Origin of the sequence: Kitasatospora phosalacinea (assembly GCF_030268885.1) — a bacterium.
GTDB lineage: Bacteria > Actinomycetota > Actinomycetes > Streptomycetales > Streptomycetaceae > Kitasatospora > Kitasatospora phosalacinea_C.
In genome coordinates this window covers 111863-125139 of record NZ_BSSA01000017.1, presented here as the reverse complement: position 1 = coordinate 125139, position 13277 = coordinate 111863, and the positions used below count along the sequence as shown (strand labels likewise).

11 protein-coding genes and 1 other RNA gene are annotated in these 13277 nt (G+C 74.8%); 6 read left to right on the top strand and 6 right to left on the bottom strand.

All coding sequences use genetic code 11. The features are described from left to right. The first annotated feature begins 30 nt into the window (after positions 1-30). The 4 genes from QSK52_RS23560 (at position 31) to QSK52_RS23545 (ending at position 4185) form a co-directional block, all read left to right on the top strand. Positions 31-660, top strand: a complete 630-nt coding sequence (locus QSK52_RS23560; protein WP_285738126.1) for a response regulator — start codon at positions 31-33, stop codon at positions 658-660. Positions 661-932: 272 nt separating this feature from the next. Beyond that, the gene (locus QSK52_RS23555; RefSeq protein ID WP_285738125.1) at positions 933-1844 is read left to right on the top strand and encodes a carbohydrate ABC transporter permease; all 912 of its coding nucleotides are present in this window, start codon (positions 933-935) and stop codon (positions 1842-1844) included. After that, positions 1841-2728, top strand: coding sequence for a carbohydrate ABC transporter permease (locus tag QSK52_RS23550; RefSeq protein WP_285738124.1), 888 nt, complete (start codon positions 1841-1843; stop codon positions 2726-2728). Before QSK52_RS23555 ends, QSK52_RS23550 begins: the two co-directional genes overlap by 4 nt. A gap of 65 nt (positions 2729-2793) precedes the next feature. Continuing rightward, positions 2794-4185: an ABC transporter substrate-binding protein gene (locus QSK52_RS23545; RefSeq protein ID WP_285738123.1), complete on the top strand. Its 1392-nt coding sequence runs from the start codon at positions 2794-2796 to the stop codon at positions 4183-4185. Positions 4186-4298: 113 nt separating this feature from the next. Here QSK52_RS23545 and rnpB read toward each other — a convergent pair. The 3 genes from rnpB to QSK52_RS23530 form a co-directional block, all read right to left on the bottom strand. Next, an RNA gene (gene rnpB, locus QSK52_RS23540) (RNase P RNA component class A) lies at positions 4299-4699 on the bottom strand. Positions 4700-4777: 78 nt separating this feature from the next. After that, complete coding sequence (locus QSK52_RS23535; protein ID WP_285738122.1) at positions 4778-6241, bottom strand: MFS transporter; 1464 nt, start codon at positions 6239-6241, stop codon at positions 4778-4780. Positions 6242-6326: 85 nt separating this feature from the next. Further along, complete coding sequence (locus tag QSK52_RS23530) at positions 6327-7781, bottom strand: RNB domain-containing ribonuclease (RefSeq protein WP_285738121.1); 1455 nt, start codon at positions 7779-7781, stop codon at positions 6327-6329. Between the two features lie 240 nt (positions 7782-8021). Between QSK52_RS23530 and QSK52_RS23525 the strand changes: the two genes are divergently transcribed. Both QSK52_RS23525 and yaaA read left to right on the top strand, forming a co-directional pair. Continuing rightward, a complete protein-coding gene (locus QSK52_RS23525; protein WP_285738120.1) occupies positions 8022-8480 on the top strand; it encodes a DUF3995 domain-containing protein in 459 nt (152 codons plus the stop codon). A 552-nt stretch (positions 8481-9032) separates the two neighbouring features. Next, the gene (gene yaaA, locus QSK52_RS23520) at positions 9033-9830 is read left to right on the top strand and encodes a peroxide stress protein YaaA (RefSeq protein ID WP_285738119.1); all 798 of its coding nucleotides are present in this window, start codon (positions 9033-9035) and stop codon (positions 9828-9830) included. Positions 9831-9983: 153 nt separating this feature from the next. On the opposite strand, the gene QSK52_RS23515 is transcribed toward yaaA, so the two are convergent. The 3 genes from QSK52_RS23515 to QSK52_RS23505 are packed head-to-tail and all read right to left on the bottom strand — an operon-like array spanning position 9984 to position 12846. Next, the gene (locus QSK52_RS23515; RefSeq protein ID WP_285738118.1) at positions 9984-11225 is read right to left on the bottom strand and encodes a bifunctional RNase H/acid phosphatase; all 1242 of its coding nucleotides are present in this window, start codon (positions 11223-11225) and stop codon (positions 9984-9986) included. Positions 11226-11229: 4 nt separating this feature from the next. After that, entirely contained in the window at positions 11230-11973 is a 744-nt protein-coding gene (locus tag QSK52_RS23510; RefSeq protein ID WP_285738117.1) for a zinc ribbon domain-containing protein, read from the bottom strand. Positions 11974-12009: 36 nt separating this feature from the next. Next, positions 12010-12846, bottom strand: coding sequence for a Nif3-like dinuclear metal center hexameric protein (locus tag QSK52_RS23505; RefSeq protein WP_285738116.1), 837 nt, complete (start codon positions 12844-12846; stop codon positions 12010-12012). Positions 12847-13277: the final 431 nt, after the last annotated feature.

Here is a 13277-nt window from a genome sequence, read left to right as displayed (position 1 = left end):
CCGACGGCGGCGACACGAGAGGAGCGGTTCATGAACGACACCGTCCGGCTGGTCATCTGCGACGACCACGCCATGGTCCGGGCCGGGCTGCTGGCCCTGCTGTCCAGCGACCCGGCGATCGAGGTGGTCGGCGAGGCCAGCACCGGGGAGGAGGCCGTGTCGCTGACCGCCGCCCTGCGGCCGGACGTGGTCCTGATGGACCTCCAGCTCGGCGAGGGCATCGACGGGGTGGAGGCCACCCGGCGGATCCTCGCCGGGCCGGGCGCGAGCCACGTCCTGGTGCTGACCACCTTCGACACCGACACCGACATCAGCCGGGCGATCAACGCGGGTGCCACCGGCTACCTGCTGAAGGCCGAGAAGCCGGAGGAGCTGTTCGCCGCCATCCGCGCCGCCGCGGCGGGCCGTCCCGCGCTGTCCCCGCCGGTCGCGTCCCGGGTGATGGCCCAGATGCGCTCCCCGCTCCCCCACCTCACCGACCGCGAACAGGACATCCTCGACCAGCTCGGCCAGGGCCTCGGCAACAAGGAGATCGCCCGGGCCCTGTTCATCAGCGAGGCCACGGTGAAGACCCACCTCGGCCGGATCTACGCCAAGCTCGGCGTGGACACCCGCTCCGGCGCGGTCGCCATCGCCAAGGAGCGCCGCCTGCTGCGCTGAAACCCCCGCCGACGCGCGTTCCCCGGCGACCGCACAGCTTCGGACACCGTCCACCCCGACCCAACGGGCCTGCTGCGTACCGGACCTGACGAACGACCGGTTCCCGGGAGGTGCAGGAGGGGCGGAAGTGGGGTAGCCACACGAGGCCCCTCCTTTCTGACGCGAACGCGTAAGAAAGGCGCCACCCGCCGCTCACCCCACCCTCGCCGGCCCGTCGTTCGGGCGCGACACGGTATGGCCGGAACCGACGTCACGAAAGGCGGACGCGCACCATGCCGACCGCACCACCCCCGGCGGCGCGCCCGCGCCGCCTCGGGGAGCACGGGCTCGCCTGGGCCTTCCTGCTGCCCTCCGTCGTCGTCCTCGTCCTGTTCGTCGCCTATCCGCTCGGGCGCACCCTCTACCTCAGCGCGCACGCCAACGACCTGTTCGGCGCGCCCTCGCGGTACGTCGGCTGGAAGCACTACGCCGACCTGCTGGCCTCCGCCGAGTTCCGCGACACCCTGCTCACCACCGCGCTGTTCGTGCTGTTCACCGTCGTGCCCGGGGTGCTCGGCGCGCTGGCTCTGGTGCTGCTGCTGGAGAACCGGATCCGCGGCGTCCGACTGCTGCGCTCGGCCTTCGCCCTGCCGTTCGCCTTCTCGGTGGCCAGCGCCTCGGTGGTCTTCTCGGTCTTCTACAACCCGGCCAGCGGGGTGCTCAACGGCCTGCTCTCCCGGCTCCACCTGGGCCCGGTCGGCTGGCTCACCGACTCCCGGTACGCGCTGCTCTCGGTCGCCGCGGCCACGGTCTGGATGAACCTCGGCTACAACGTGCTGGTGCTGTCCGCGGGCATCGGCTCGATCCCCGACGAGATCACCGAGGCCGCCCGGCTGGACGGCGCCTCGGGGCTGCGGCTGGCCCGCTCGGTGACGGTGCCGCTGCTCGGCCCCAGCCTGTTCTTCCTGGTCGTGGTCTCCACCGTGAACGCGCTGCAGAGCTTCGGCCAGATCCACGTCCTCACCCGGGGCGGCCCGGACGGCGCCACCCGCACCCTGGTCTACTCCGTCTACCAGAAGGCGTTCGCCTACGGCTCCAGCGACTTCGGCACCGCCAGCGCCCAGGCCGTGGTGCTGCTGGTCGTCGTCCTGGCCTGCACCGCCCTCCAGTTCGGCGTCCTGGAACGGAAGGTGCACTACGCGTGACCGCCACCCTCACCGGGCCCACCGCGCCCGCCCCGGCCCGCCCCGCCCGGCGCCGCCGCCCCCGCCCGCGCACGCTGCTGGGCCGCTCGCTGGTGCACCTGCTCCTGCTCGGGGCCGCGCTGACGGTGCTGTTCCCGGTCTACTACGTGTTCGCCGGTGCGTTCATGCGCCCGGACGAGATCGCCTCCTACCCGCCCGCCCTGGTGCCGCACTCGCTCACCGGGCGGAACTTCTCCGGCGCCGTGCACGCGGTGCCGCTGGCCCGCCAGTACGCCAACTCGGTGCTGGTGGCGGGCGCGGTCACCGCGGCCCAACTGCTCACCTCGGTGCTGGCCGCGTACGCCTTCGTCTTCCTGCCGGTGCGGGCCCGCCGGGTGGTGTTCGGGGCGTTCCTGGCCACCCTGATGGTGCCGTGGGAGGCCGTGGTCGTCCCCAACTACCTGACGCTGTCCGGCTGGGGGCTGGGCAACACGTACTTCGGGCTGGTGCTGCCCTTCCTGGCCTCCGCCTTCGGGACGTTCCTGCTGCGGCAGTCGTTCCGGCAGTTCCCGGCCGAACTGCGGGACGCCGCCCGGATCGACGGGGCCGGGCACTGGCGGTTCCTGTGGCGGATCCTGGTGCCGCTGAGCCGCCCGACGCTGGCCGCGCTCGCCGTGTACGTGTTCCTGTCCGCCTGGAACCAGTACTTCTGGCCGCTGATCATCACCCGCACCGCCGAGATGCAGACCCTGCAGATCGGCCTGTCCACGCTGCGCGACTCCGAGATGGCCGACCCCGGCCTGATCCTGGCCGGCGTGGTGCTGTCGCTGCTGCCCACGCTGGCGCTGGTGCTGTTCGGCCAGCGCTTCCTCGTCCGCGGCCTGACCACCGGCGCCGTCCGCTGACGTCCCGTCGCCTCCCGCTCCCGCTCGACTCTCCGGCACCCACCCTCGTAGAAGAGAGAAGACCCGTGAAGAAGAGTGCCCGCGCGCTCGCCGCCCTGCTGGTGTCCGGCCTGGCCCTGACGGCCTGCAGTTCCGGCGGCTCCGGTTCCGGCGGTTCCGGCTCCGACGCCGCCGCGCCCGCCGCCTCCGCCCTCGACCAGGCGTCCGGGGTGACCACCGTCGAGTTCTGGCACTCGATGACGGGCAAGAACGCCGAGGCGCTGACCGCCCTGGTCGACGCGTTCAACGCCGCGCACCGGGGGAAGATCGAGGTCAAGCCGGTCTTCCAGGGCAGCTACGACGACCTGGTCGCCAAGTACAAGGCGTCCGTGCAGCAGAAGGCCACCCCGGCGCTGGTGCAGGTCTACGACATCGGCACCCGCTTCATGATCGACTCCGGTCAGACCGTCCCCGCCCAGGCCTTCGCCGACCGGGACGGCTACCCGCTGGACGACCTGCAGCCCAACATCCGCAACTACTACTCGGTCGGCGGCAGGCTCGCCTCGATGCCGTTCAACTCCTCGGTGCCGCTGCTCTACCTGAACACCGACGCCTTCGCGGAGGCCGGGCTCGACCCGGCGAAGCCGCCCGCCACGCTGGCCGAACTCGGCGACCTGGCCCGGAAGCTGACCAAGAAGGACGGCAGCGGACAGACCGTCAGGTACGGCTTCGGCGCGGCGGTCTACGGCTGGTTCGTCGAGGAGCTGCTGGCCGAGTCCGGCTCGCTCTACTGCGACGCCGACAACGGCCGCACCGGCAAGGCGTCCAAGGTGGCCTTCGACTCCGCCAAGGGCGCCGAGATCGTCCAGTGGTGGGCCGACCTGGTCAAGGGCGGCTACGCGGCCAACACCGGCTGGCAGACCACCGACGCCCAGGCCGCCTTCAAGGCCGGCACGGTCGCCATGCACCTGGAGTCCACCGGCGTGCTGCGCGGCTACACCGAGGCCGCCAAGTTCACCGTCGGCACCGCCCCGTTCCCGAGGACCGCGGCCGGCGACCAGGGCGGCCCGGTCATCGGCGGCGCCTCCCTGTGGATCTCCGGCCCCGGCCACTCCGCCGCCCAGCAGCGCGCCGCCTGGGAGCTCGAGAAGTTCCTCACCGCCCCCGACCAGCAGGCCGCCTGGCACACCGGCACCGGCTACTTCCCCGTCAACACCAAGGCCCTGGACGTCGCCGCCGACCAGCAGTGGGTCGCCAAGTACCCGCAGTTCAAGACCGCCATCGACCAGATGGCCGCCACCAAGCCCACCCCCGCCACCGCGGGCTGCCTGCTCGGCGTCATGCCGCAGGCCCGCAAGGGCGTGGAGACCGCCGTCGAGCAGACCGTCTCCGGCGCCAAGAGCGCCCAGCAGGCCCTGGCCGACGCCGCGAAGGAGCTCCAGCCCGCCATCGACGCCTACAACTCCGCGGTCGGCTGACCTCCGCTCCCCGCCCGGGCCGCCCGCCCGCCGCGGGCCCACCAACCGCGGGGCCGAACGCCGAGGGGCCCGGCCGCGCTGCTGCGCGGCCGGGCCCCTGAGCCGGAGGCCGGCGGACGAGTCGGCCTGTACGCCGGGTTCTGTCTCCCGGGCCGCTCGCGCGGGCCGGGGAGGCGGCCATCCATCTAGGGCTGCCGTTGCCGACAGCCTCGTGCGGTCTACCCGCGAGCTCGGGCGAGCAGCCCTCGAACACCCGCGCACGGTGCCCGGAGGCACCGATCTTGACCTTGCTCCGAGTGGGGTTTACCGAGCCGGCCGAGTCACCTCGGTCGCTGGTGGTCTCTTACACCACCGTTTCACCCTTACCTGCCGCCGGAGCGGCAGGCGGTCTGCTTTCTGTGGCACTGTCCCGCGGGTCACCCCGGGTGGGCGTTACCCACCACCCTGCTCTGTGGAGCCCGGACGTTCCTCGGCGGGCCCCGAAGGGACCCGACGCGACCGCCCGGCCGGCTCGTCCGCCGTACTGGCCATCGTAGCCGCTCCGCGGCACGCCCCCGCACCGCGGGGTGCGCGGGTGCCCGCGGCGGGACGGTCAGCGGGCGCGCCCGGCGGCGTCCCTCCGCGGGGTGCCCGCGGGCCGGTCGAAGCGGGCGGCGACCCGGGCGGCGGTGCCGGCCGCCCAGGGGGTGGTGGTGAGCAGGCCGAGCAGCAGGACGGTCAGGCCGAGGCCGGTGACGATCCACCAGCCCGCGTGGGTGGCGGGGGTGAAGCCGCCCGCCGAGGCGACCGCGCTGGTGACCACGGTGCCGATCACGGCGACGCCGAGCGACTGGCCGACCTGGCGGCTGGTCGAGGCGACCGCGGCGGCCACCCCGGCCTGGGCCAGCGGCATCCCGGAGACCGCGGAGTTGGTGATCGGGGCGTTGACCAGGCCGAAGCCGACGCCGAACAGGGCGTACGCGGGCAGCAGCAGGAGCCCGGAGGAGTCCTCGGCGAGCCGGGTCAGCAGCAGTCCGCTGGCGGCGATCGCCGCCCCGGCCACCAGCAGCGGCAGGCGCGGGCCGCGACCGGCCACGATCCGGCCGGAGAGCGGGGCGGCGACCAGGGTGAGCCCGGCCATCGGGAGCGTCCACAGGCCCGCCACCACGGGGCTGTAGTGGCGGACGTCCTGCAGGTAGAGGGTGTTGAGGAAGAGGAAGCCGCCGAGCGCCGCGAACGCGCACACCGCGGTGACGGTGGCGCCGGTGAACGGGGCGCTGCGGAAGAACCGGGGGTCGACCAGCGGGTCGGCGACCCGACGCTCCCAGAGCGGGAAGGCGACCAGCGCGCCGACCGCGAGCGCGGCCAGGGCGAGGATGCCGGGCGAGGTCCAGCCGTGGCCGGGGCCCTCGATGATCGCGGCGGTGCCGCAGCCCAGCAGCACCACCATCAGCACCTGCCCGACCGGGTCGAGGCGGCGGGCCCGGGGCGCCCGGGACTCCGGCACGTGGCGGAAGGTCAGCAGGCAGGCGAGCAGTCCGACCGGCACGTTGATCAGGAAGATCGACGGCCAGCCCGCGGTGTCCACCAGGAAGCCGCCGATCAGCGGGCCGAGCGCCATGCTGATGCCGATCACGCCGCCCCAGACGCCGATCGCCCGGGCCCGTTCCGCGGGGTCGGTGAAGGTGTTGGTGATGATCGACATCGCCACCGGGTTCATCATCGACCCGCCGACCGCCTGCACCGCCCGGAAGCCGATCAGCCAGCCGAGCCCGGGCGCGAGGCTGCACAGCAGCGAGCCGAGCGCGAACAGCACCAGCCCGGTCATGAACACCCGCTTGCGGCCGATCCGGTCGGCCACCGAACCGGAGAGCATCAGCAGCGAGGCCAGCACCAGGGTGTAGGCGTCGATGACCCACTGCAGGCCGGAGGCGGGGGCGTCCAGGTCCTGCTGGATCGCGGGCAGGGCGATGTTCACGACGGTGTTGTCCAGGCCGACGATGAACAGGCTGAGGCAGCAGACGGCCAGGATCAGCAGCCTGTGACGACGGTCCGGCACGGTGCTCGGTCGGCTCATCGTCCGATCATCCCACCAGCTCGTGAACGCTTCCTGGGACCCGCGGACCGGCCCCGGTGTCCCCGTGCTCCGGTGTTCCCCGCGGCTACCCGTCCGCCGCCAGCGCGAAGCGGACGGTGCGGCTGGCCGGATCGGCCAGGGTCAGCCGGACGGTCACCCGCTGCCCCAGCGGCAGCCGCCCGGACGCGTCGCACTTGGCGACCACCGCCGGATCGCGCAGCTGGACCGTCCCGACGGTGGGACGGCGCTCGTCCACGTCCACCACCACCGCCTCGAACTCCTCCCCCTCCCGCCCGCGCAGCAGCTCCGTCTCCACCAGGTCCACGCAGGCCCGCTCCACCTCGTGCGCCCGCCGGTCGCCGGACTCCATCAGCCCCGGCACCAGCGGCAGCGCGTCGCGCACCCAGCCCGGCACGTCGGTACCGCCCGCCACCGCCGCACAGACCTCCAGCGCGTACCGGTCGCCGAGCCGGCGCAGCGGCGCCGTGCAGTGCGCGTACGGGGCGGCCAGCGCCGCGTGCACCGGGTCGGCGGGCGGGGCGGTGCCGCGGGCGGTGTCGAAGGCGCGGTAGCCCGCACCGCGCAGCAGGCCGGTGCACTCGTTGAGGAAGGCCGCGTCGGCGGTGCGGCTCGGGTCCAGCGAACGGATCAGCGCCGGGTAGGGCAGGCCCTCCGGCCAGTCCACGCCGAGCGCGACGGCGGTGCGGCGCAGCCGGGCGTACGCGGACTCCGGGGCCGCGGGCAGGGTGCGCAGCAGGCCGATCCCGGCGTCCAGCATCAGCTCGGCGGCCGCCGTGCCGGTGAGCAGCGAGACCTGCGCGTTCCAGCCCTCGGCGGGCAGCGGCGCCCGGTAACCGAGCCGGTAGCCGCCGTCCTCGGCCGTCACCTCCTGCTCCGGGACGGGCAGGCTGACGCCGCCGCGCCGCTGCTCCTGCGCCTCGCGCAGGGCGCCGATCTCGGCGAGCAGGCCGAGCTGCTCGTCGGCAGTGCCCGCGTCGACCTGCCCCTGGACGCCCGCGTAGTCGAGCCGGCGGCGGGAGCGGACCCGGGCCCGGCGCAGGTCCGCCAGGACGAGGGCGCCGTCCGCGTCCAGGTCGAGCTGCCAGAGCAGGGCGGGCCGCAGCTCGCCGGGCAGCAGGCTGGCCGCGCCCTCGGACAGCCGGGCCGGGTGCAGCGGCACGTTCCCGTCCGGGAAGTACAGCGTCTGCACCCGGTGCCCGGCCTCGGTGTCGATCGCCCCGCCCGGGATGACGTACGCGCCGACGTCGGCGATCGCGTAGTGCACCCGGTAGCCGGTGCCGCGGCGGGACAGCTGCATCGCCTGGTCCAGGTCCCGGGAACCCGGCGGGTCGAGGGTGAACAGGTCCAGGTCGGTGGCGTCGAACTCCGGCAGCCGGGGCAGCGCGGCCGCCCGGTCGGCCTCCGCGAGCACCTCCGGCGACCAGTCGGTGCGGATCTCCAGACGGGTCCTGAGGTCGGCGAGCTCGGTGTTGATCCTGGCGGTCTGGGCGGCCCGGACGCTGAGGTGTCGGCGCGGCATGGTCGCAGCGTAAGCGGCGGTAGCGTGGAAGGCGCGCTGAAACAGCCGCGAAGGCGGTTGTGGCGCACGGGGATTGGCCTTGGGAGGGGTGGCGAGCACGTGACGGTGCGAACGGGTGCGGGACGGCCGGCCTGCGACGGGTGCGGGCAACCGGGACGGGACGGGAGCGGGGACGTGGCGGTGGACGTGGCTGTGGACGGGGTTGGGGACGGGGCTGGGGACGGGACCGGGGAGGAGGCCGTGGACGCGGGACCGGGCGCGACGGCGGCCGGGCGCGGGGTGCGGACCACCGCGGTCGCGGTGGCGGGCACGCTCGCGGCGATCGGCGGGCTGCACGCGCTGTGGGCGCGCACGCCGTGGCCGTGCCGCAGCCGCGCCGAGTTCGCCGAGCTGGTGGTCGGCACCACCCCCGAGCGGCTGCCCTCCGCCGCGGCCTGCCTGGGGGTCGCGGGGCTGCTCGGCACCGGCGCCTACCTGGTCGCCGCCCGCGGCGGGGCCCTCCCCGCCACCGGCCCCCGCTGGCTCCGGACGGCGGGCACCGCCGGAGTGGCGACCGTCCTGCTGGCCCGCGGCCTGGTCGGCCCCCGACTCCTCACCGACCGCAGCCCCCGCTTCGTCCGCCTCGACCGCCGCCTCTACGCCCCGCTCTGCACCGCCCTGGGCAGCGGCGCAGCCGTGGTCGCCGCCCGCGGCAGGTGACAGCCGCCGCCCGGGCCCGGAGCGACAGCAGACCCGCGCGGCCCCGGCGACGCCCAGCGGCACCCAGCAACGCCGGTCAGCGCCACCGCTGTCCGCGCCCGCCCCACGTGCAGGCCAGCGCGACACGCGCGCCCCACTCGCCGCGCCGGGAGCCCGAGGGCTCGGACCGAGGGCCCGGGGGGCTGGGGCCCGGGACGCTCCCCGTTCACCCCGCCCACGCGCGCAAGCGCGGCACCCCCACTCCCCCACCAGGGGACTCGAAGCGCTCCCCTCCACTCGCCCGCGCGCAAGCGCGGCGGCCCTCACTCCCCCCACCAGAAGCCCGGGGCTCGGGGCACTCCCCTCCACCCCACCCACGCGCGCAAGCACGGCGACCCCCCCACTCCCCCACCCGAGGACCCGGGGACTCGAAGCACTCCCCTCCACCCTGCCCACGCGCGCAAGCACGGCGCCCCACTCCCCCACCCGAGGGGCCGGGGATTCGGGGTGCGGGTCGGCGGATCGTTAGGGTGGTCGGGTTCGGGTGCTACAGGTTGTTGAAGGGGTGTCGCCGTGCTGGTTCTGCTGCCGCCGTCGGAGGGGAAGGCCGCGCCGGAGGCGGGCGCGCCGGTGGAGTTGGCGGAACTGTCGCTGCCGGGGTTGACCGGGGCCCGACGGCGGGTGCTGGGGGCGCTGGTGGAGCTGTGCGCCGGGGACGGGGACCGGGCGGCGGAGGTGCTCGGGCTGAGCAAGGGTCTGCGCGGGGAGGTCGACAAGAACGCCGGTCTGCTGACAGCGGGGGCCCGCCCGGCGGGCGAGGTGTACACCGGGGTGCTGTTCGACAACCTGGGTCTGGCCAAGCTGGACGAGGCCGCCTACGCCCGGGCCGAACGTTCGCTGCTGGTGTTCTCCGGACTGTGGGGCGCGGTGCGGATCGGCGACCGGATCCCGTCCTACCGCTGCTCGATGGGCGTGAAGCTGCCGCCGCTGGGTGCGCTGGGCCCGTACTGGCGGGGCGAGTTGGACGCGGTGCTGCCGGAGGCCGCGGACGGGCTGGTGCTGGACCTGCGCAGTTCGGCCTACGCGGCGGCGTGGAAGCCCGCGGGCGCGGTCGCCGGCCGGACGGTGACGGTGCGGGTGCTGCAGGAGCGCGAGGTGGACGGGGTGCTGAAGCGCTCGGTGGTCTCGCACTTCAACAAGGCGACCAAGGGCCGCCTGGTGCGCGACCTGCTCGCGGCGGGCCTGGAGCCGACCGCCCCCGGCGAACTGGTCGACGCCCTGGAGCAGTTGGGCCACCGGGTGGAGGTCTCGGCACGCGGCACCGAGCGCAAGCCGTGGCAGCTGGACGTGGTGGTGACGGACGTCCACTGATCAGCCCGACGAGCATCGACCCGGCGAACTCCCAGCCGCCGGACGACCGTCAGCCGCCCGGCGCACCCCAACCAACCGGCAACCGCCGGAAGCCCGACGAACGTCAACTGCTTGACGTCCGTCAACTGACTGTCGCCCGCCGCCCGGCAGTCCTCAGCGCAGGTGCGAGGTGTCGTTGAGCAGCCGCAGCGAGGCGTTGCCGTCGCGGTAGTACTGGACGGCGCAGAGCGAGGCCGCGGACAGCTCCATCCGGTGGACGGCGTCCGGCGGGGCGCCCAGGGCCAGCCGGACCAGGGTCTTGATCGGGCTGACGTGCGAGACCACCAGCACGGTCTGTCCGGCGTACCGGGCGATGATCCGGTCGCGGGCCTGGGCGACCCGCTGGGCCAGGGTGGTCAGGGACTCGGTGCTGCCGGTGGGCTTGGCCTTGGCGGAGCCCAGCCAGGTGGTGAGGTCGTCGGGGTGGCGTTCCATCACCTCGGCGAAGGTGAGGCCCTCCCAGGCGCCGAAGTCGAGTTCGCGCAGGCCCTCCTCGATCCGCACCTCCAGGCCGAGCCGCCGGGCAGTGGCCTCGGCGGTCTGCCGGGTGCGCAGCATCGGGGAGGCGACCACGGCCTGCACGGTGCCGCGGGCGGCCAGCGATTCGGCGGCCCGCTCGGCCTGCCAGCGGCCCTTCTCGGAGAGGCCGGGGTCGCTGCCGGTGCTGCCGGAGAAGCGCTTGTACGGGGTGAGCGGGGTCTCGCCGTGGCGCAGCAGCACCAGGGTGGTGGGGGTGCCGAGGTCGGCGGGCCCGGCCCAGCCCGCCCGCGGGGTGGCCCCGGCAGTCCCGGCGGCCCCGGCGGTCGCAACGGCCCCCGCGGCCCCGGCGTTCGCAACGGCCCCCGCGGCCCCCGCGACCGCCGCGGGCAGCGGTTCGTCGGTGGCGGCGGCGGTGGAGACGGCGGGCGCGGCGGGCCGGGGGGCGGGCTCCCACTGGCGGCCCTGCCGCCCGGCGTCCATCGCCTCGTTGGCGAGCCGGTCGGCGGCCTTGTTGCGTTCGCGCGGGATCCAGTCGTACGTGACGTTCCCGGCGGGCAGGACGCCGCGGGCCTCGGCGGCCAGCGGCCGCATGTCGGGGTGCTTGACCTGCCAGCGCCCGGACATCTGCTCGACGACCAGCTTGGAGTCCATCCGGACCGCGACCCGGGCGTCCGGGTCGAGGTCGCGGGCGGCCTTCAGCCCGGCGATCAGGCCCCGGTACTCGGCGACGTTGTTGGTGGCGTGGCCGATGTACTCGGCGGCCTCGACCAGGATCTGCCCGGTGTCGGCGTCGCGGACCACCGCGCCGTAGCCGGCCGGCCCCGGGTTGCCCCGGGAGCCGCCGTCGGCCTCGACGACGTACTTGGCGCCCGCCACCGGGTCAGACGCCCGACTCGCCGGTGCGGACCAGGATCCGGCCGCAGTTCTCGCAGCGCAGCACCTTGTCGGCGGGCTCGGCCTTGATCGCGTTGAACTCGGTGATCGAGAACTCGGTGCGGCAGCCCTCGCAGCGGCGCTGGTAGAGGCGGGCCGCGCCGGTGCCGCCCTGCTGCTCGCGCAGGCGCAGGTAGAGCTTCATCAGGTCGGCGGGGATGACGTTGGCGACGGCCTCGCGGTCGCGGCGGACCTTGTCGGCCTCGGCGTCGATCTCGGCGAACACCGCGTCGCGGCGGGCCTCGGCCTCGGCGACGACCACGGCGGAGTGCTCCAGACGGGCGGTCAGCTCGGTGACCCGGTTCTGGGCGGACTCCAGGCGCTCCATCACCTCCAGGACGATGTCCTCCAGGTCGCCCTGGCGCTTGGCCAGCGAGGCGTTCTCGTGCTGGAGGTTCTCCAGGTCCTTGGGGGAGCTGACCGCGCCGGAGTCCATCCGCTGCTGGTTGCGGGCGGCCCGGGCGCGGACCTGCTCGACGTCGGCCTCGGCCTTGGCCTGCTCGCGGGTGGTGTCGCCGAGCTGGGCCTGGGCGGCGACGACCAGGTCCTTGAGGGCGGTGTGGTCGGCGGCGGCCTTGTCGATCTCGGCGTGCTCGGGCAGGGTGCGGCGCCGGTGGGCCAGCTGGTCGAGGCGGGAGTCGAGGGCCTGCAGGTCGAGCAGGCGGTTCTGGTCGGCGGGCGCGGCGTTCACGCGGCAGGGCTCCTGTTGAGTTGGTTCGGCGGGAGGTCAGGGGGCGTACGGCATCGGCGCGTGCGCCGTCCACGGGTCGGTGACCCGGGTGGAGACGCGGGTCTCCAGCGGCCAGCCGCGGCTCTCGGCGCGGCCGGTGAGCTCGCGGGCGGCGAGGGTGAGCCAGGGCCACTCGGTGGCCCAGTGCGCGGCGTCGACCAGGGCGACCGGGGCCGCCTCGGTGGCTTCGGAGGCCGGGTGGTGCCGCAGGTCGGCGGTGACGTACGCGTCGACACCGGCCTTGCGGGCCTCGGCCAGGAAGGAGTCGCCGGAGCCGCCGCAGACCGCGACCCGGCGGACGGGCCGCTCCGGGTCGCCCGCGGCGCGCACGCCCGCGGCGGTGGCGGGCAGTCCGGCGGCGACCTGGGCGGCGAACGCGGCCAGTGTCATCGGCTGCGGGAGTTCGCCGATCCGGCCGCTGCCGCGGCGGCCCGCCGGGTCGGTCGGGTCGGCCACCAGCGGGCCGGTGACCTTCAGGCCGACGGCCTCGGCCAGGGCGTCCGAGACGCCGGGGTCCGCGTGGTCGGCGTTGGTGTGCGCGACGTGCAGGGCGATGTCGTGCTTGATCAGGGTGTGCACCACCCGGCCCTTGAAGCCGGTCGCGGCGACCGTGGTGGTGCCGCGCAGGTAGAGGGGGTGGTGGGTGACCAGCAGGTCGGCGCCCCATTCGACGGCCTCGTCCACCACCGCCTGCACCGGGTCGACGGCGAGGAGCACCCGGCGCACCGGGGCCTCGGGGTCGCCGCAGACCAGGCCCACCGCGTCCCAGGACTCCGCCCACTGCGGGGGGTAGACCTCTTCGAGCACGGCGATGACGTCGGAGAGTTTCGGCACCTGTCGAGACTACCGCGTGCCGCGGCCGGGCCCGGTCCCGCTCCCGGCGGGCGGACCGGGCCCGGCCGTCGTACACGTGCACGTCAACCCGGCGGACGGGGGCCCGGCGGGCGTCCCGAGGGCGCTCCGACCGGCCCCGGGAGCGGAAACGGCCGGTGGCCGCGCGGGGGGCCCTGGTCACACGCCCCGGGGCGAACGCATTCGAAAACGAAACCGGATCACCCTTACGGGTGAAGTGACCCGGCCGGTGTTGAGTCACACCCTCCCCGAAAGTAACTTCTAGTCCTGCGAACGAGAGTTGCCTCGACCAGGGGGGTCGAAAAAGGCGACCGGCCGGAATTCCCGCGTCACGGCGCGTGGAACCCCACGCGGAGGGCGTGGAATTCGGCGGGCGCCGCCGAGGCTCTCGTGACTTCCGCAGACCGTTCGGT

Coding starts and splice junctions, on each gene's coding strand:
- QSK52_RS23560 (WP_285738126.1), top strand. CDS start 31: ATGAACGACACCGTCCGGCTGGTCATCTGCGACGACCACGCCATGGTC.
- QSK52_RS23555 (WP_285738125.1), top strand. CDS start 933: ATGCCGACCGCACCACCCCCGGCGGCGCGCCCGCGCCGCCTCGGGGAG.
- QSK52_RS23535 (WP_285738122.1), bottom strand. CDS start 6,241: ATGAGCCGACCGAGCACCGTGCCGGACCGTCGTCACAGGCTGCTGATC.
- QSK52_RS23530 (WP_285738121.1), bottom strand. CDS start 7,781: ATGCCGCGCCGACACCTCAGCGTCCGGGCCGCCCAGACCGCCAGGATC.